18 protein-coding genes and 1 pseudogene are annotated in these 20,191 nt (G+C 37.6%); 16 read left to right on the top strand and 3 right to left on the bottom strand.

Annotation, left to right across the window (positions count from 1 at the left end; translation table 11 throughout):
- The first annotated feature begins 56 nt into the window (after window positions 1–56).
- The 9 genes from cyoE (at window position 57) to D017_RS07355 (ending at window position 8,085) form a co-directional block, all read left to right on the top strand.
- Window positions 57–950 carry a heme o synthase gene (gene cyoE, locus D017_RS07315; RefSeq protein ID WP_035335638.1) on the top strand — a complete coding sequence of 298 codons (894 nt, stop codon included), beginning with the start codon at window positions 57–59 and terminating at the stop codon, window positions 948–950.
- Complete coding sequence (locus tag D017_RS07320) at window positions 951–1,532, top strand: cytochrome c oxidase subunit 3 (RefSeq protein ID WP_035335640.1); 582 nt, start codon at window positions 951–953, stop codon at window positions 1,530–1,532.
- 120 nt (window positions 1,533–1,652) lie between these two features.
- Window positions 1,653–2,630 carry a cytochrome c oxidase subunit 3 gene (locus D017_RS07325; protein ID WP_035335641.1) on the top strand — a complete coding sequence of 326 codons (978 nt, stop codon included), beginning with the start codon at window positions 1,653–1,655 and terminating at the stop codon, window positions 2,628–2,630.
- A gap of 25 nt (window positions 2,631–2,655) precedes the next feature.
- Window positions 2,656–3,039, top strand: a complete 384-nt coding sequence (locus tag D017_RS07330; protein ID WP_035335642.1) for a cytochrome C oxidase subunit IV family protein — start codon at window positions 2,656–2,658, stop codon at window positions 3,037–3,039.
- Between the two features lie 130 nt (window positions 3,040–3,169).
- A complete protein-coding gene (locus D017_RS07335) occupies window positions 3,170–3,853 on the top strand; it encodes a hypothetical protein (protein WP_035335644.1) in 684 nt (227 codons plus the stop codon).
- Window positions 3,854–3,866: 13 nt separating this feature from the next.
- Window positions 3,867–4,601 (top strand): SCO family protein, encoded by a 735-nt coding sequence (locus D017_RS07340; RefSeq protein ID WP_035335645.1) that lies wholly within the window; start codon window positions 3,867–3,869, stop codon window positions 4,599–4,601.
- Between the two features lie 3 nt (window positions 4,602–4,604).
- Entirely contained in the window at window positions 4,605–5,150 is a 546-nt protein-coding gene (locus D017_RS07345; protein WP_035335647.1) for a DUF420 domain-containing protein, read from the top strand.
- Window positions 5,151–5,429: a hypothetical protein gene (locus D017_RS07350; RefSeq protein ID WP_035335649.1), complete on the top strand. Its 279-nt coding sequence runs from the start codon at window positions 5,151–5,153 to the stop codon at window positions 5,427–5,429.
- Window positions 5,430–5,583: 154 nt separating this feature from the next.
- Window positions 5,584–8,085, top strand: a complete 2,502-nt coding sequence (locus tag D017_RS07355) for a TonB-dependent receptor (RefSeq protein ID WP_035335650.1) — start codon at window positions 5,584–5,586, stop codon at window positions 8,083–8,085.
- 101 nt (window positions 8,086–8,186) lie between these two features.
- Here D017_RS07355 and D017_RS07360 read toward each other — a convergent pair whose 3' ends face one another.
- Entirely contained in the window at window positions 8,187–10,406 is a 2,220-nt protein-coding gene (locus tag D017_RS07360) for a TonB-dependent receptor (protein ID WP_035335651.1), read from the bottom strand.
- A gap of 94 nt (window positions 10,407–10,500) precedes the next feature.
- The gene (locus D017_RS07365; RefSeq protein WP_035335653.1) at window positions 10,501–10,884 is read right to left on the bottom strand and encodes a hypothetical protein; all 384 of its coding nucleotides are present in this window, start codon (window positions 10,882–10,884) and stop codon (window positions 10,501–10,503) included.
- Between the two features lie 325 nt (window positions 10,885–11,209).
- Here D017_RS07365 and D017_RS07370 point away from each other — a divergent pair, with 325 nt between their 5' ends.
- The 7 genes and pseudogenes from D017_RS07370 to tsaB all read left to right on the top strand — a co-directional run bounded on the left by D017_RS07370 (window position 11,210) and on the right by tsaB (window position 19,268).
- Window positions 11,210–11,911, top strand: a complete 702-nt coding sequence (locus D017_RS07370) for an ABC transporter ATP-binding protein (RefSeq protein WP_035335655.1) — start codon at window positions 11,210–11,212, stop codon at window positions 11,909–11,911.
- Window positions 11,904–13,147, top strand: a pseudogene (locus D017_RS07375) (ABC transporter permease). Before D017_RS07370 ends, D017_RS07375 begins: the two are co-directional and overlap by 8 nt.
- 102 nt (window positions 13,148–13,249) lie before the next feature.
- Window positions 13,250–14,509: an ABC transporter permease gene (locus D017_RS07380; protein ID WP_035335656.1), complete on the top strand. Its 1,260-nt coding sequence runs from the start codon at window positions 13,250–13,252 to the stop codon at window positions 14,507–14,509.
- A 22-nt stretch (window positions 14,510–14,531) separates the two neighbouring features.
- Window positions 14,532–15,701, top strand: coding sequence for an efflux RND transporter periplasmic adaptor subunit (locus tag D017_RS07385; protein ID WP_035335657.1), 1,170 nt, complete (start codon window positions 14,532–14,534; stop codon window positions 15,699–15,701).
- Between the two features lie 139 nt (window positions 15,702–15,840).
- The gene (locus D017_RS07390; RefSeq protein ID WP_035335658.1) at window positions 15,841–17,298 is read left to right on the top strand and encodes a TolC family protein; all 1,458 of its coding nucleotides are present in this window, start codon (window positions 15,841–15,843) and stop codon (window positions 17,296–17,298) included.
- A gap of 5 nt (window positions 17,299–17,303) precedes the next feature.
- On the top strand, window positions 17,304–18,587 hold the full coding sequence (locus D017_RS07395; RefSeq protein ID WP_035335659.1) for an efflux RND transporter periplasmic adaptor subunit: 1,284 nt from the start codon (window positions 17,304–17,306) through the stop codon (window positions 18,585–18,587).
- 3 nt (window positions 18,588–18,590) lie between these two features.
- A complete protein-coding gene (gene tsaB / locus D017_RS07400; RefSeq protein WP_035335660.1) occupies window positions 18,591–19,268 on the top strand; it encodes a tRNA (adenosine(37)-N6)-threonylcarbamoyltransferase complex dimerization subunit type 1 TsaB in 678 nt (225 codons plus the stop codon).
- A gap of 75 nt (window positions 19,269–19,343) precedes the next feature.
- Here the strand turns inward: tsaB and D017_RS07405 are convergent, their stop codons facing one another.
- Entirely contained in the window at window positions 19,344–20,162 is an 819-nt protein-coding gene (locus tag D017_RS07405) for a mechanosensitive ion channel domain-containing protein (protein ID WP_035335661.1), read from the bottom strand.
- Window positions 20,163–20,191 lie beyond the last annotated feature (29 nt).

Here is a 20,191-nt window from a genome sequence, read left to right on the forward strand (position 1 = left end):
GATTCCTTTTGGGCAGTATCTTTGCACCACTTAAAAAATTGCTAAACCTACTGTCTTTGAGCGACGTCGCCATACATACGAATACCTACTCTGCCTGGTACGATTTTAAAGAAATCACAAAGATGCGTTTATCTATAAGCGTAGTGTTTTCTAGTGTTGCAGGATATTTTCTTGGAGCCACAGAGATAGACTGGTTTATTGTATTGTTGCTAGCTGTAGGGGGGTACTTTATGGTAGGCGCGTCAAATGCGTATAATCAGGTGCTAGAGAAAGATCTAGACGCCTTGATGGATCGCACAAAAAATAGACCTGTAGCTTCCGGAAGGATGTCTAAGCAAAAGGCGCTCTTAATAGCAATTACATTTACGATTCTAGGTTTAGGTACTTTGTATTACATAAATCCTCAGACAGCTATGTTTGGAGGGATTTCTATATTTATGTATGTACTGTTATATACTCCCTTAAAAACGAAGACACCTTTATCTGTTTTTGTAGGCGCATTTCCAGGAGCGATACCTTACATGTTAGGTTGGGTTGCTGCTACTAACGATTTTGGGATAGAGCCTGGGACGTTATTTATGATACAATTTTTCTGGCAGTTCCCTCACTTTTGGGCAATAGGATGGTTTCTTTTTGATGACTATAAAAAAGGAGGCTTTGCTATGTTACCTACAGGAGAACGTGATAAAGGGACTGCAGTTCAAATCGTTTTATACACGGTATGGACAGTACTTATCTCAATAATACCTGCATTTGGGGTGACTGGAGATTTATTTTTAACGCCTGTGTCTGCTATTATAGTTGGGGCACTAGGATTATTTATGCTGTATTGGGCAATAAAATTGTACCAAAACAGAGATGCAAAAACAGCCAAACGACTAATGCTTTCAAGTGTGACTTACATCACACTACTTCAAATTGTTTTTGTAATAGATAAATTTTTAAGATAGATGGATTATACTCAAGGAGGTGAAAAGTTAAAGCAGGATCGCGCAAAAAAGCAGATGTTGTGGTTTGGGATTATAAGTTTATGTATGACCTTTGCAGGGCTTACGAGTGCATATATTGTTAGTATGGAGCGCCGTGATTGGTTAGAAAACTATGACTTTCCTCAGGCGCTTATAGTTTCTACTGTGTTAATCATAATAAGTAGTATCACGATACATCTTGCCAAAAATGCTATTATAAGCGGTAAAAAATCAATGGGAACCTTATTTTTAATGCTAACGCTAGCGCTAGGAATAGGATTTGTGGTTTCTCAGTTTGCTGGCTTTAGTGCTTTTCAAGAGCAAGGTTATTACTTTACAGGCGCATCTAGTAATATTACAACTACCTTTTTCTTTCTTATAATTGCGGTTCATATTGCACACTTAATCGCTGGTTTTATATCTTTAATTACGGTAATTATCAACCATTTAAGAGGTAAGTACTCAGCGACTGAACATTTGGGATTGTCACTAGGGGTCACGTTTTGGCACTTTTTAGATATTCTTTGGGTGTTTTTATTTGTGCTTTTATTTGTTACAAAGTAGACTAGCGGTATATTGTTATATCGTAACGTATCTAAAACGATTATAAATCGAGGGTTCAGTGTTGATATCTGAACATAAAATACTTATTTTTGCAACCATTAAATTAACCAATTCTTACGAATGGACACGACAGTGACAAACAACGACGCCGAGGGAACAACTTGGGGTGGTGGTAATCAACCACTAAGAGCGAGCTACGGAAAACTAATGATGTGGTTTTTCATCTTATCAGATGCATTAACCTTTTCTGGCTTTCTAGCCGCATATGGTTTTTCAAGATTTAAATTTATTGATGCTTGGCCAATAGCCGACGAGGTATTCACACACGTACCTTTCATACACGGGAATTTCCCTATGATATACGTAGCGTTTATGACGTTTGTGTTGATTATGTCTTCTGTAACTATGGTACTTGCTGTAGATGCTGGACATCACTTAAAGCATAAAAGCGTAGCATTTTATATGTTCCTTACCATCATAGGTGGTATCATCTTCGTGGGATCACAAGGATGGGAATGGGCTACTTTTATTAAAGGTGACTTTGGAGCAGTAGAAACAAAGGGAGGTAAGATACTTCAGTTTGTTGATACAGACGGTAACCGTATGGCGCTTCGTGACTTTGCAATTACACAAGTAGGAGAACGTGAGCAACACCTTAATAAAAATGGAGTTTGGTTTTCAGATGAGCCAGCACCTACTACATACTCAATTGAAGAGGTAAAAGCTGGTTTTGAAGCTACGCCTAATGCATTGATACGTATACAGACACTTACAGAAAACGGTGAAAAGACCGTATTGTCAAGAGAAGAGTCTCTTGCCAAACTAGCTAAGGATGGAAAACTTGTAGTAGAAGGAGCAAACCTTATTCACAATGAATATGGGGCACCACTTTTTGCAGACTTCTTTTTCTTTATTACAGGGTTTCACGGTTTTCACGTATTTTCTGGTGTAATGATTAATATCATTATTTTCTTTAACGTAGTTCTTGGAACATACGAGCGAAGAGGACACTATGAGATGGTTGAAAAGGTTGGTTTATACTGGCACTTTGTAGACCTTGTATGGGTATTTGTATTTACATTCTTCTACCTAGTTTAATTTACCTTTCAGACTATTATATATTATGGCACACGAACATAAACTTGCAATATTTAGAGGAACATTAAAGTTCAAGAATAACATTCAGAAGATTTGGGGAGTATTAATATTTCTCTCTATTATCACAGCTGTAGAAGTTGTTCTAGGTATTATAAAGCCTGAGTTTTTACTTGAAACTACATTTATAAGAATGAAGCTCCTTAACTGGATCTTTATAATTCTTACTATTGTAAAGGCATATTATATTACTTGGGATTTCATGCACATGCGTGACGAAGTAAAAGGATTACGTAGAGCAGTAGTTTGGACAGGTATCTTTCTTATTTGCTACCTAGTATTCATATTACTTACAGAAGGTGATTATATCTTTGAAGTTTACAACACAGGATTCCAGAGCTGGAATTTCTAATAAATAATTAAAAGCGACTTTCGAGTCGCTTTTTTTATGTCTTGTAGTTACGCTTTCGCGAAAGCGTTATTTCATAAAAATTGAAACCAATTGTAAGCTCGATTACTTCTTGAGAATTATCTTTGTAAACATGAAAAAGAAAATCGTTCTCATATCACTTTTTGTACTACCAGTGCTTATCTATCTCTTCTTTGCGTCTGGAGTTTACAACTTTGCAAACTTACCCTTACTTACTCCAGAGGTAGCAGATATAAGTATGTATGCAGACCAAGAAATTAGAACAGAAGCAACACCTGAAGCTCCGCTTACATTTGATGATCATATAACTTTAGTTGGTTACCTAGGTGATGGGCTTAAAAGCAATGAAGGGTATACGGCAAATTTGAATTTAATGATATTCAAATACTTTGAGCGTTATACAGATTTTCAATTGGTTTTATTTGTAAACCAAGGAAGTGAAGAAGTTATAGATAATTTAAGAGCAGAATTATCACGTATTTTTGACACGTCAAAAATGCGCTTCATCGTGGCATCAAAGCAACAAACTCAAGAACATTTTAATAGCCTAGGTACTTCACTATCTATGATGAATGATGGTGGGCATCCTAATGTTTTTGTAATAGATAAGGCAAGAGCTTTACGTTCTGGTCACGAGGAAAAGAAAGCAAATGTGTATGGTTATGATTTTACACAAGCCGTAGAAATGGGTTACCTTAAGGATGACGTAAAAATACTACTAGCCGAATACAGACTTGCGCTTAAAAAGAATAATAATGCCAGTCCTAAGATTGAGCAACGCAGAGAAAACAAGTAACAGCTATTAAAGCATGAGAAAAAATACATATATAGGAATAGCTGCCATCGTGCTCATTTTTGGGATCATTGTAATTCCAAAGATTTACAAGCGCATAGCAAATGACGATGTCTCTCGCGGTGGTAGAATGCATCAAGAAGGTGGTGAGAAGATTAATGATGCACCAGACGGTTTAATCTATATTAATCAAGGTGGAGTAGATAGAAAAGTCCCACCGTTTTCATTTGTAAATCAAGATAACGATACCATTACAAATGCAGATTACAAAGGCAAAGTATACCTAGTAGAGTTTTTCTTTACGAGATGTACAGATATTTGTATCCCTATGAGTCATAATTTGATTGAAATATCAAAGAGATTTGAAGGGCGCGATGATTTTGGGATTGCTTCTTTCTCTATAGATCCAGAACATGACCAGCCAGCAGTACTTAAGAAGTATCAGGAGGAATATGGAGTAACTAACCCTAACTGGAACTTCATGACGGGCGATCGCTCTGTTATTAGAAAGCTTTCTAATGAAGGTTTTTATCTTGCTACTAATGAAGAAGGAGATGAGAGTGACTTATACCACTCAGGACTGTTTGCACTTATTGATCAAAATGGTTTCATACGCTCTAGATTAGACCCATATGGCAATGCTAAACCTTATTACAGAGGATTTGTCCCTATGAATGAGAACGTGCCAGAAGGAGGAGAAACGCCAGAGATAGATATACTTATTGAAGACATACAGAAATTACTTAAATAGATTATGAGTACACTTAACCCTACAGAAAAGAAATACAGAGTTTGGATCATTATTTTATCCATAGTGATTCCTATAGCCGTTGCTATATTATTTGGTATTAAGCTTAAGGATTACGGTATAGATGTAGAACCCCTTACGTTTTTACCTCCTGTATATGCCACGATAAACGGACTTACAGCTATTGTCTTGATACTAGCAGTGCGCGCCATAAAAAATGGAAATCGCACACTTCATGAGCGTTTGATGAAGACTGCCATTGGGTTATCTGTCTTGTTTTTATTGATGTACGTTGCTTATCACATGACATCAGACTCTACAAGTTTTGGCGGTAAGGGTATCATACGTTATGTGTATTTCTTTATTTTGATAACGCACATTGCACTATCTATAATTATCATACCATTAGTATTGTTTACATATGTAAGAGCACTTGCAGAGCGTTTTGATAAACACAGAAAGCTAGCACGCATCACTTTTCCTATTTGGTTATATGTTGCAATTACTGGTGTTGTTGTGTATTTAATGATTTCTCCTTATTACGTCCACTAGATGAAAAATCTTAAACAAGTACTAGTTGTTGTGTTTTTCTGTTGCGCTTTCGCGAAAGCGGACTTAAATGCAACAGTGGCAGCATCTACTACTCAGTGCGCCATGTGTCGTGCAGTCCTAGAATCTGAGGAAGATAATAGTACTGCCAAAGGAATAAACAATGGAATAAAATACCTTATGGTAATTCCATATATCCTTGTGGGTGGTGTTTTCTATTTCGTTTATAAATCTAGAAAAAACGCTTCTAGTGAATCACAAGAAGAGCATATTGAGTCATAAAAGTTGCTGTTTTCACCTCACTTGCTCTCAGTTGATTTTTCCTCTAGTTACTCCAAGGTTTAATACTTGTTATTCTTTAACAAAACCTTAGGACTACCCGACTAAACCCATCCGTAATTTGCGTGTCTAATTTTAGAACCAAACTATCAAACGGATGAAAAATATTATTACCCTTTTATTGCTATCATTTTCTTTAGTCGCCGTAGCACAGCGACCTGCAGGAAATCGGCCAGATGTTATTATTACTGGTACAGTAATGGAGGCAGAGACAAACATACCTCTAGAGTATGCAACAGTATCATTTGCTACTGCAGATGGTAAAGTAGTAACAGGAGGAATCACAGACCCTTCTGGAAAATACAGTATAGAAATACCAGCAGGTGTCTACGATGTAAAGTTTGAGTTCATCTCATTTGAAACAAAAATACTCTCAGCGCAGCGTCTTACTAAGAATACTACTTTGCCTACACAGACACTAGCTATAGATTCTCAATCTCTAGACGAAGTGATTGTGCGTGCAGAAACTACAGAAGTTCAAGTACGACTGGATAAAAAGATTTATAATATAGGAAAGGATCTTACCACAAGTGGTGCGACGGTAAGTGATGCACTTAGTAATGTACCATCTGTTACGGTAGATGTAGATGGAGCTATTGCCTTAAGAGGTAATGGAAACGTGCGTATTTTAATTAATGGTAGGCCATCTGCAATTGCAGGCTTTGGATCTGTAGATGCGTTGAGCCAATTACCAGCAGATGCCATTGAACGTGTAGAAGTGATTACATCTCCATCTGCTCGTTATGATGCAGAAGGAACGGCAGGTATACTTAACATTATACTTAAGAAAGAGAAAACTTTAGGTCTTAATGGTTCTATACAGACTAATGTAGGCTACCCAGAGCGTTACGGAATCACAGGAAATATAAACCTAAGAACAGATAAGTTTAATATTTTTAATACAACAGGGTATAGTAAACGTACTTCTCCAGGAAACGCTTCTGCCGAAAATCAATATTTTGCATCAGAAATAGGAGCAGATGGTGAGCAGACTTTTACAAGCGAGATAGATCGTATTCTTAGAGAGGATCGAGATTTTGATAGAAATCGTGGAGGGTTTAATACTAACTTAGGTATTGAGTATTTTCTAACGGAAAAAACATCTGTAACTGCAAGTGGTTTCTTAAGATTAGGAAATAACGATTCTGGTACAGATAACTTTACAAACGAGTTTACACCAGATAATGAATTGACAGTCTCTAGAACGAGACTTGAGCGCGAGAATGAAGAGGACATGACCTATCAATTCTCCCTTAATTCGATTACAAAGTTTGATGAGTCTGGACATGAGCTCACCGCAGCTTTACAATATGCGAGAGATGAGGAAACAGAAACTTCTGTTATTACAGAGTTTAACTCTTTCCCAACTTTAGAAAACCTGCCTACAGAAGACATAACTCAGATTGAAGATCAAACTGAATACCTAGCGCAAATAGATTATGTGCGACCTATAGGTGAGACTGCTCAGTTTGAGATAGGATATAGAGGAAACTTTGAAGAAACAGAAACAGATTACACACTTCTAGAAGAAGATGTTGCAGGAGGTACATTTATAAGAGATGACGGCTTGTCTAACATTTTTACTTATAAAGAAGATGTACACGCAATCTATACACAGTATGGAGATAAGTTTGGTGATTTTTCTTTCTTAGCAGGGCTTCGTTATGAAAATACAAGACAGCAAGGAACGGTAGATGCAGTAATTTCTGATGATAATCCATTAGGGACTAATCTTGATTTTGACAACCAAACAGATGGTTTATTCCCTACATTAAATCTTACTTATGAGTTTAATGAGCGTGAGAATATTACTTTAGGTTTCAACAGACGTATTAACAGACCAAGAGGTCGTTTTATTAACCCTTTTCCATCGCGTTCAAGTGAAGCAAACATCTTCCAAGGAAACCCGGATCTTGTACCATCATTTGCAAGTGCATATGATCTAGGATATTTAAAAAGATGGGATAAGTTGACACTTACATCATCTGTGTATTACCAGTATGAGACAGATTCTTTTGAGCGTATCCAAGAAGATACAGGACTAGTAACTGCAAATGGAGTGCCTATCATTAGAACACTTCCTATTAACCTAAGTACAAACGAGCGTTATGGAGCAGAACTAGGTGTTCTGTACAATCCTAATAAGTGGTTGCGATTAAACTTGAGTGCAAATGCATTCTTATTTGAAACAAACGGTTCTTTTAATGGTGTGGATTATGGGGCAAGTAACTTTAGCTTCTTTACAAGAGGAAGTGCAAAAGTAACCTTACCATATAAAATTGACTGGCAAACTAATATCTTTTACAGAGGTCCTAGCAACAATGCACAGACAGATACAGAAGGTTTCTTATTTACAAACCTAGCATTTAGTAAAGACATACTTAATGATAACGCGACACTTGCTTTAAACGTGAGCGACGTATTTAATTCAAGTAAGAGACAATCACTTACTACCACAGATTCTTTTACAAGTGATAGTGAGTTCCAATTTAGAGTTCGCTCTGTTAATCTAGCTTTTACTTATAGATTTAATCAAAAGAAGAAACGTGAGCGTGGTAGCCGAGGTGGTGGTGAAGGAGAAGATGATTTTGAAGGATAGACTTTTTTAGCTTTCGCGAAAGCGTAATTTTCCCAATAAAAAAAGGTGGACGGCATAACCGTCCACCTTTACTTTTTTATGTCATAAAACAAATCATTTGTCTAGAAAGAAACCGAGATTTTCCCTCTTAAAAAGAAAGGAACACCAGGTGTAAAGTGAATCTCCTCTACAGACTGTGTTTCATTAAACAATCTACTTTCTGTGGCAAATTGAGTTTCATTCCATTCAGTGTCAAATAGATTTTCGATCACAATTCCGTACGTCCAGTTTTTTACTTTATAGTTGAGATTCATATCTGTAACAAAATAACCGTCTGCTACGATGGAGTTGTCTTCATTTGCTGCTCTATCGTCAATATAGCGATAAGAAAGCGATCCAGAAAATGCACCTAAGTTATCTACATTAATTCCTCCTACTGCCGTAAAGTCTGGTGCGAGTGGTATTAAATCTGCTCCATTAGGTTCATCTGTACTTCTAGCATACGTGTAGTTTACATCTGAGTATGCGTATAACCAATCGTTAAACTGGTATCTAGCACCTAGCTCAATACCCACTCTGCGAGAGCGTCCACTAGGTTCTACAATTCCTGCATCACCTACATATACAAACTCTTGGTCTAGAAATAAGCTCCATAATGCAGCATTGACCACAAGACGGTCGGCTGGTTTGATAATAGTACCTATGTCAACACCATAAGCCGCTGGTAAAATATCTTCACCTTCATTTGCTACAACTACGCGTGTGTCATTAGAGTGAAAGCCTATACCAGTTTTAAGGAAATATTGAAATGTAGTAGACGGTGTGTAAATCACATTAAGCTTAGGGCTAAAGGCTACCTTGTTTTCGCTGCGATTATCATAAACAGGACTTAGCTCATTCACATAGTCAAACTTAAAATAGTCTAAGCGTACAGACGGATTAATGTTCCAATCTCCTTTTTTAAATTCGGCATTAAAGTAACCAAATGCGTTGAGTTCGTCCACATCACCTAAGGATAGATTTTCTAGTGTCTCACGACGATTCCTTGTGCGTGATAATTCTACATCATTTACATCATCATATCTAAAACCTACACCCGTTTGATAATCTAGATTAAAACCAGCAACATCAATATCCTTACGTTGAAAAGAACTTTGAACACCCATTAATACACGGTCTTCGTGCTGTCTTATCTGGTCACCATTTACAGGGTCCTCTAGAAAGAAGGTGAAGTTTGAGTATAACTCAAAGTCATATTTCGATAAGAAGGCATTGGTCTTAAAAGTGTCACTATCATTTAAGTTTTTTGTGTAGTTAAGAGAGATATTACTTCTACTCGTAGTACCACCTTCGGTATCATCTATTGCTCCAAAGCGGCCTATTATTCCAGCATCTACAGCTCTTTGTGGTATCTGGCCAGAGGCATCCCATTTACTCTGAAAGTGTGATAATGTAATGTCTAGCTCTTCCTCTCCAGGTTTGGCATAAATATATTTACTCATCAAGTTAAGACGATTAAAGTTCTGTGGTGAGTCTACAGGTCCATCTGTAAGGTATATCTCTGATGCTAAGTATAACGAGCTATACTCTTTATTAAGCACGGGGAATAAACCCGAAAGGCGCTGGGTGTTAAATTGGCCAACTTCAAGAGTAATTAAATTGTCTTCTACAACATCTTTAAGTTTAAGGTCAATATATCCGGCTGTTGCAAAGTTACCTTGCTGAGCATTAAAAGGACCTTTGCCAAATTCTATATTCTGTATAGTTTCTGGTATTACAAAGTGCAAGTCTGAGTATCCTTGTCCATGGGCGTGAGAGACCATATTAACAGGTAGTCCGTCTACACTAAGCGCGAGGTCTGTACCATGATCAATGTCAAAACCACGTAAGAAAATTTGCTCTGCTTTTCCTCCCCCTGCATGCTGGCCTATAATTAGTCCAGGTACCTTGCGCAAAATTTCTTGTGATGATTTTACAGGATTGTTTTGAACGTCTATATCTACAATTTTACTTAGTTGGTTTACTTCAGATACGATGAGAACTTGATCAAGTGATAATGACTTAGGCTCAAGCTTAATTTGTAACTGTTTTTCACCTTCTGATAATACATAAAGAAGGGTTTCATAGCCTAGGCTAGAAAAATATAGAGAGTCGCCTACTTTTGTTTTAGGGATACTAAAGAAGCCTGTAGCATTCGTATGTGCGTGCTGTCCGGATTCTTTATTAAAGATATTTGCATTTTCTATTGGGCTAGCATTTTCATCTAGTACCACACCTTTAATTGACTGGCCGTATAATGGGATAATAAGGAGCATCGTGATAACTCCAAGAAAGAATTTCATATAATTATATTTGAGATTTGAATGTATTTGTGCGTGTTTATATGACTAGCCTAGCGATAGACGAGTATAAAAACAGTATTCCATAGTGAGAATACTACAGCCGTGGAGGCTGTATAACCAAATCTCTTTGTGAAGTGTACTTTTTCTCTAGATACCACCAGTTATGTACTATCTCAATAGGAGTAGTACTTGCTAGAGTAGGGTAATAGGTTTGTGACAATTGTTTGTCTGTATTATATTTTTCGTCGCTTTTAAAATGCTCAGGCTGTTGGTCATTATCGTTAAAAACCAATTTAAGAAAAGTAAGAGCACGGTGACTGTGGTGTGTAGCAACATCATTCCCATGGTGATTGCTAGCTGGAGTCTCGTGGTGATGTGGTGGGTTGTCATGATTGTCCTGCGCGATGGCATGTTCAATATTGTGTGCAAGCTGGAAAACCACCTTTTGTACAGGAGATAGCAAGCAAAAGACCGCCATGCAAAAGGCGATAGTTTTGGTAATGGATGATATGTAATGGTTAGTTTTCAGTTTGTATGTGTGAATCTACTATAGAACTTACGGTAATATGACCTCGAGGGTTTCGTTTTAAGAATAGTTTAAGAAAATAAGGGTTACGCTTTCGCGTAAGCATAAAATTATCTTTAACAAAACGCTAACATATGTTTGTGTAACAGAAATTCTCAAAAACAGTCTATTTAATACATTTTACAGTGTAAAGGCTGGCTTGCATCTCAGGTAGTCTTAACAAGAAATTCACAGTATTTAAGTTGGTAAACGTTAATATTGTTTTAAACCATTGACTATGATTGAAATAAATGGCCTTCACAAATCGTATCAGATGGGGAGCAACTCGCTTCACGTTCTTAAGGGTATAGACTTTTCTGTAAAAGAGGGAGAGTTAGTTTCAATCATGGGATCTTCTGGGTCTGGAAAATCGACGCTTTTAAATATACTAGGAATGCTGGATGAGGCAGATGAGGGAAATTATACGCTAGATAATGTCCCTATCAAAAACCTCAATGAAAAAATAGCAGCCCAATACCGCAATAAATTCTTAGGATTTATTTTCCAGTCTTTTAATCTTATCAACTATAAAAATGCTTTAGATAACGTCTCTATGCCGTTATACTATCAAGGCATGAAGCGCGCAGAACGCACAGATAGAGCCATGCATTATCTAGAAAAAGTAGGTCTTGCACAATGGGCAACACACTTACCTAGCGAAATGTCTGGAGGGCAGAAACAACGTGTAGCGATAGCGCGAGCACTTGCGAGTGATCCAAAAGTATTACTAGCAGATGAGCCTACGGGAGCACTGGATACAAAGACATCTTATGAGGTGATGGATCTTATACAGGGAATTAATGATGAAGGTAAAACAATCTTAATTGTTACCCATGAGCCAGATATTGCAGAGATGACTAAACGCATCGTAAACTTAAAAGATGGTCGTATTATAGATGATACACTCGTAAATCAAGTAAAGGCAATCAATCATGTTTGATGTAGAACGCTGGCAAGAGATTTTTGAGACCATAGGAAAAAACAAACTTCGTACATTTCTTACAGGTCTATCTGTGGCTTCAGGGATTTTTATCCTAGTAATCTTACTTGGTTTTAGTACAGGAATTCAAAAAGGTGTAAAAACTCAATTTGCTCAAGATGCCGAAAGCCGTGTAAATGTGTGGACGGGCGTCACTACAAAGGAATATGCAGGTCTTAATCCTGGTAGGCGTATCCAAATGCATAATAGTGATTATGAAAATGTCAACACAAAATTTGGTGAGGCTTTAGAGCATAAAACTGGATTATATAATATCTGGGGAGGCCAAGTGAACTATGGCAACGAGTCTGGTAACTATCGTATAGAAGGAGCAAATTATGGGCAGCAGTTTATAGAAAATGCAACACTATCTGCAGGTAGATTTCTCACTCAAAAAGATCAAGACGAAGGTGTCAAAGTGGCTATTATAGGTCAAAAAGTAAAAAATGATCTTTTTAAAGCAGAAGATGCTATCGGTAAAACCATTAAAATAAGTGGTATTAATTTTCTTGTTGCAGGAGTCTTTACAGATCCTGGTGGTGAACGCGAGGAATCTCGCATTTTCATTCCGCTTAGTACAGCGCAAAGAGTATTTAATGCTGGAGACAAATTGCGCTCCATGGCATTTACCGTTAAAATGTCCGACAATTTTGACGAGGCCGTAGCACTATCTGCAGCAGTGAGTCAGGGTATTGAAGATGAGATTAAGTCACGCTATCAGATATCACCAGATGATAGAAGCGCGGTACGCGTGCGTTATAATCTAGAAGAAGCACAAAAAATATATACCTTATTGACACCATACGTATGGTCTTTTGGTTTGTAGGGATAGGAACTATTATCGCTGGCGTAGTAGGAGTGAGTAACATCATGCTCATCATTGTAAAAGAGCGAACTAAAGAAATAGGAGTGAGAAAGGCGCTGGGTGCCTTACCTAATTCTATTATAGGGATGATACTACAGGAGTCTATATTTATTACGGCAATTGCAGGATTTTTAGGTTTGTTTCTAGGTGTAGGTTTATTAGAACTCATAGGGCCACAAATAGATAGTGACTTTATTAAGTTTCCTCAAGTAGATTTTACAACAGCAATTTCGACAGTGATAATATTAATAGTTGCAGGAGCATTAGCGGGATACATTCCGGCGAGAAGAGCGGCAAATATTAGACCTATAGAAGCATTAAGAGACGAATAAAATTAACTATTACGCTTTCGCGAAAGCGTACACATAAAATACTCCCACTATAAAAGGAGGAACTAACGTTTAATTAAAAACACCTTTACAAGGTATAACAAGATGTTTAGCAAAGACCGCTGGAATGAAATATTAGAAGCCCTCAATGCAAATAAGTTTCGTACGTTACTTACTGCATTTGGTGTATTCTGGGGAATCTTAATATTGGTGTTGCTACTAGCATTAACCAACGGACTTAAGAATGGTGTCTCGGCAGATTTTGGTGACTTTGCTACAAACTCTATGTTTATGTGGTCGCAAGGAACGTCCATATCGTACAAGGGATTACCTAAAGGAAGGAGATTTAGTTTTAAACTTGAAGATGTAGAGGTCCTTAGAGAGAAGTATCCAGACCTCAAATATATCTCACCACGCAATCAGCTGGGAGGTTTTAATGGGGCAAATAATGTGACTCGCAATGAAAAAACTGGAGCTTTTAGTATCTATGGAGATTATCCAGAATTTATAAAACAACAGCCTCAAGACATTACTTCTGGGCGTTACATATCATATTCTGATATTAATGAAAAACGTAAAATTTGTGTCATAGGAGAAGATGTAGTGAAGGGTTTGTATGATAATGGAGAAGATGTTCTCAATACCTACATTAAAATAAATGGTGTCAATTTTTTAGTGGTGGGCACTTTTAAAAACCCAAAAAGTAGCGGAGACGCAGAGGAAGATGCAAATACTATTTTCGTTCCTTTTACCACATTTTCACAAGCTTTTAATAGAGGTGATAACGTAGGTTGGATGGCAATAACTGCCAGTGAAGATGTTAACATTACAGACATTAAGGAGCAAGTATTTGCTACCATGAGAGAGCAGCGCTCTATACACCCAGATGACAAACGAGCAATAGGTCATTTTGATCTATCTGAAGCGTATGGTCGTGTGATGGGGCTATTCTCTATCCTCACCTTTGTAGGCTATTTTGTGGGGTCGCTTGTATTGCTGTCTGGAGTTATTGGTATTAGTAATATCATGCTCATTGTAGTAAAAGAGCGCACCAAGGAAATAGGTGTGCGTAGAGCGTTAGGAGCGACTCCATGGGAGATTAAATCTCAGATTTTGCAAGAATCTTTAGTGCTTACTATCATCTCTGGAATGGCAGGCATAGCAGTTGCCGCTGGATTTATATGGGTGATGAATACCATCTTAGACCAAGTGGGAAAAGTAGATAATTTTGCAAACCCATCGGTAAATATAAATGTCATTTTTGTTGCACTTGCTATCCTGATAGTTTCAGGATTACTAGCAGGGTTTATTCCGGCTACAAGAGCAATACAAATGAAGCCTATAGACGCATTAAGAATAGAATAAAACACAATCAACCACTCATACCATGAAACGCACAGGAACTATTATTACACTTATTGTAATCGTCATATTATTTGCAGCAGGCATTTGGTATATCTACACAAAGGATAAGCAAGACCCTATTGTTTATACTACAGAGCAAGCCACTAGTCGAACTATTGTTAAGAAAACGGTAGCTACAGGAAGCATTGTTCCTAAGGAAGAAGTACTTATCAAGCCTAATGTGTCTGGAATCATTAAAGAGATTTATGTAGAGGCTGGAGATAATATCAAAGCTGGAGATCTTATCGCTCAAATTGAGGTGGTGCCTAATGCGTCATCACTTACAAATGCAAAAAATAATATTGCAGGTGCTCGCACGGGAGTTGAGACTGCAAAGCTTGCGCTAGCAAATCAAAAAAGTATATATGACCGTCAGAAGGCGCTCTTTGATAAAGGCGTAATCTCTGCAAATGATTTTGATGGGATTCAAAATGCATATAACCAGGCGCAACAGCGTGTAAAGCAGGAGCAAGTAAATCTTACGAGTGCTTCTCAAAATTATGATATTATTAAAACAGGAACTACTAGTGGTCTTGGTAATGCTGCCACTACTCAAATAAGATCCACCATTACTGGGATGATTCTAGATGTGCCTGTAAAAACAGGAAACCAAGTGATTGAAGCCAATAATTTTAATGATGGAACTACCGTTGCAACGCTTGCAGATGTAGATAAAATGATTTTTGAAGGAAAGGTGGACGAGAGTGAAGTAGGCAAAATAAAAGAAGATTTACCATTAGAAATTACCGTAGGGGCGATAGAAAATATGACTTTTAACGCAACTCTCGATTATATAGCACCTAAGGGCGTAGCCGAAAATGGAGCTATCCAGTTTGAAATAAAAGGAACACTAGATCGTACAAACTCAGATACTTTTATTAGAGCAGGGCTGAGTGCAAATGCAAGTATTATCCTCGAGAAAGCAACAGATGTTCTTTCCATAAAAGAGGCACTTGTGCAATATGATCCTAAGACTAAAAAGCCATTTGTTGAGGTCGCTACGGGTGATCAAGAATTTGAACGTCGTGATATTGAGGTAGGCGTGAGCGATGGTATTTTTGTAGAAGTAAAGAGCGGTATCACCGCAGAAGATAATATCAAGGTGTGGAACCAACTTAAAATTCCTACTGGATTTGGAGGAGGTAGAGGGTAGGTAGTCCTTTGTTTATAGGAGTGTAGAGGTGTTTTTAAATGCGCTTTCGCGAAAGCGTAACAGCTACTCAAAAAAAATAATTAACAGTTTTTGTAACATATAACCGTTTCAATAGTCATATTGGACATCAATCAAGATTATGAAAAAAGCCATCTTATTTTGTATGACAGCGTTACTCGCTCTTACGACTTACAGTCAAGAGAAGAAGTGGACCCTGCAAGAATGCGTGCAATATGCGATAGATAATAACATTAACATCCAGCAAACGGAGTTAGACCTAGAGACTGCAGCAATAGACCGCTCTGATGCAATAGGAGCATTTTTGCCTAGCTTAAATGGTACTGCATCAAACTCTTGGCAAACGGGTCTCACGCAAAACGTTCTTACTGGAGTTTTAGAAACACAACAAACACGTAACTCATCTTTTGGTGTTAGTTCTGGAGTGCGATTAATCAATGGTTTTAGAAATCATAAAGTACTTGATAGAGCAGAACTCTCTAAAATAGCTGCAGATTATAACATTGCTAAACTTAAAGATGATGTAGCGCTTAATGTGGCGGTTTCTTACTTACAAGTTTTACTCGCAAAGGAAAGTGCAAAAGTGATTGTAGCTCAAAACGCAGTGACTAAGGAACAAATAGAACGCACACAAGAACTTGTAGATGGAGGTGTGTTGCCTCGAGGAGATCTATTAGAAATAAGAGCAACAGACGCTAGCGAAAGACAACGAATAGTCGCTGCAGAGAATGCGGTTTCTATTGGACTTGTAAATCTCGCTCAGCTTTTAAATATTAAAGATTTTGCAAACTTTGATATAGCCGAAGGGGAATATGAAGTGCAAGGAGAAGGAATCTTAGATACACAAGCAGAGGTGCTCATAGAGACTGCAAAAGAGACACGTTATGATTTAAAGATTGCCGCTCAAAATGAAGCCATAGCCAAAAAAGATTTAGAAATAAGCAAGACAGGATTTTACCCTACACTAGATGCATTTTTTAATTATAACACGAGAGAGTCTAATAGATCAAGTGGTTTTAATACTTCTATAGATCCTGACAATCCTTTTATTGATTCTGGAAATCCTATTGGAGTTGTGGGTAACACTGGTGATATTGTAACTAGTTTGTCTCCTAATATTACTGGAGTTGACGAGATAGGGCCATTGCCATTTGTAGAGCAACTATACCTCAATGATGGAATCTCTTATGGATTATCTTTGCGAGTTCCGGTTTTTAACGGGTTTAGTGTAAAGAATCAAGTAAAACGTAGCGAAGTAAATGTGATGCGATCTGAGTTTCAAAAAGAACTAGCAGAGCAAAACCTTAGAACTGCCGTATATCAAGCATACACAGATGCAAAAGCTGCAAGAGAAAGCTATGAGGCTGCCAAAATAGCTGTTGAGTCTCAAGAGCTAGCTTATGCATACGCAAAAGATCGCTACGATGTAGGGCTTACCAATGCTTTTGACTTTAGCCAGAGTAAATTGCGTTACGATAATGCACAGATTGAGATTGCGCGTGCTAAATATGATTATATTTTCCGTATTAAGGTGTTAGAGCTCTATTTTGGAGTTCCTGCTACCGAACTAAAATTCTAACCAACATGAGTAAAAAAACACTTTTCATTGTACTAGGCGTTGTTGCTGTTGTAGTAATAGCACTTATTGCAGGTAAAAAATCTGGAGCTTTCGGTAAGTCTGGTAACTTCAAGACTGTAGAGGTGCAGAAGCTTGAGAGAGCAACAATCATTGAGACGGTTGCAGCTACAGGTAAAATACAGCCAGAGATAGAGGTAAAGCTATCATCAGAAGTTTCTGGAGAAATTATAGATCTTCCTATTAAAGAAGGTCAAGATGTAAAAAAAGGAGATTTACTTGTAAAGATTAATCCAGACTTGGTACAGGCAGCAGTAAGCCAGAGCCGAGCAGCGCTACAAAATAGCCGTGCAGGATTATCACAAGCAGAAGCTAGTCTTAACCAAGCAAAACTTACGTTTGATCGTAATAAGCCTCTTTTTGATAAAGGGGTGATTTCAAAAGCAGATTTTGAGAGAGCACAGTCTGATCTAGAAATTGCACAGGCAAATCGTCAGAGTGCTTTTTATAACGTACAAAGCGTAGCTGCTCAAGTAAAGCAAGCTACAGATAATCTAGGGCGAACTTCTATTTTTGCACCACGTGATGGTACAATTTCTATGCTTAATGTAGAGCTAGGAGAACGTGTAGTAGGTACTGCGCAAATGGCAGGAACAGAAATCGTACGTGTAGCAAACCTCAATAACATGGAGGTTGAGGTAGATGTAAATGAAAATGATATTGTAAAAATCGCAATAGGAGATTCTACCATAGTAGAGGTAGACGCATATTTGAAAACAAAATTTGCTGGCGTAGTGACAGAAATTGCAAACTCTGCTCAAGCAACGCTCACTGCAGATCAGGTTACAAATTTTAAAGTAAAGGTGCGTATTCTAGAGGATTCATATAAGCACTTGCTAGAGGGAAAAAAGGACACATACTCGCCATTTAGACCAGGTATGACGGCTACTGTAGATATTATTACAAAGAAGCGTAATGATATTCTTGCAGCTCCTATAAGTGCTATTGTTGTTAAAACAGATACGAGTGCCACAAGAAGCACCACGCCTAAGTCTACAACAAGTGTAGCAGGAGCAGAGGAAAAATTTGAATGTGTATTCGTCAAGAATGGTGGTGAGGCAAAATTGAAGGTGGTAACTACAGGAATACAAGATGACTCTAAAATCGAAATCTTAACAGGTCTTGAAGAAGGTGATGAGATTATTACAGGCCCTTATAGTCTAGTAACAAAAACACTTAAAACTGGAGACAAAGTTGAGGTGAAAGGAGAAAAAAACGAATCTGAAGAATAAAAAATGACACATATTTTATGTCTAGAGACAGCCACCACAAATTGTTCGGTGGCTTTGTCTATTAATGGAAACGTGGTAGCCATGCAGGAGGATAATGCTCAGAAGTATTCTCATGCAGAACGATTACATGTATTTATTAAAGAGGTGCTTGATACGGCAGGCGTTACTAAGGATATGCTCAGTGCTATTGCTGTAAGTAAAGGACCAGGGAGTTATACAGGGCTTCGTATAGGAGTTTCGGCAGCAAAGGGACTTTGTGCTGCACTTGATGTGCCGCTTATCTCTATAGATACTTTAGGTGCGCTTTCGCGAAAGCTATCTGTAACAGATGGCGAGCTCATCATACCAATGCTTGATGCACGTCGTATGGAAGTATACAGTGCCGTTTTTGATAATAATGGAAACCGTCACAGAGAAACCCAAGCGCAAATACTAGATGAAACCTCTTTTGTAGAATATCTAGATAAAGGAATCGTTCACTTTGTGGGTAATGGTGTAGAAAAATTTCAAGAAATCTGTGAGCACCCTAATGCTAGGTTTGTGATAGGAGAGCTGCCTTCATCAACACAAATGGCAACTATGGCACAGTCAAAATTTGAAGCTAATGATATTGAAGATGTAGCTTATTTTGAACCGTATTATCTCAAGGATTTTATTGCAGGTAAGCCTAAAGCAAAATAATAATAACACTAAAGCAAAAAAAATCCCGTGATACAATACTGTATCACGGGATTTTTACTTTTAAGAAAGAGCTTCTTAAGCTTCTTTGTGTATTTCGACAGCATGTGGATAAGGAATTTCAATCCCAGCTTTGTCAAGTTCAATTTTACAATTTTCGATGGTTTGGAAGTATACATCCCAGTAATTTTCTGGTGTAGCCCAAGGACGTACTTCGTAGTTTACAGAGCTATCTGCTAGCTCACCCATATTTACAGATGGAGCAGGTACTTGCAGTACGTTTTGTTGAGAATGCATAGCACGCATAAGAGCGTCCTTAGTCGCTTTAATATCTGCATCGTAAGATACACCTATTGTAAGGTCTACACGCAGTTCTCCTAGTTCTGTGTAGTTTTTAATATTACCATTAGATAAAACACCATTTGGTATAATAACTAGCTTGTTTCCTGGTGTAGCTATTTTAGTAGTAAATATTTGAATTTCTGATACAACTCCCACTTCACCTTGAGCTTCTATGAGATCTCCTACTTTAAATGGTTTGAAAAGTATAAGTAGTACACCTCCTGCAAAATTAGATAAAGAGCCTTGAAGAGCAAGACCAACAGCAAGACCAGCAGCGGCAAGGATAGCGGCAAAAGATGCTGTATCTATACCTAATTGTCCTAAAATTGCTATTATAAGTAGAACTAATAAAACGGTTCTCACGAGATTAGATAAAAACTTTTCAAGTGTTTTATCCATATTCTTATTCTTCTCGAGCATTTTCTTGAAAACCTTCATTAGTTTTCCAATAACCCATTTACCTACAATCCATATGACTAATGCCATAAGGATCTTAAGTCCATATTCTGATCCTTTTTCGATAGCGAGGTCAATCCATTTTTGATAATCTTCCATTGGTTTTATTTATTAGGTTGTTAATGTTT

The organism is Dokdonia sp. PRO95 (genome assembly GCF_000355805.1).
Taxonomy (GTDB): Bacteria; Bacteroidota; Bacteroidia; order Flavobacteriales; family Flavobacteriaceae; genus Dokdonia.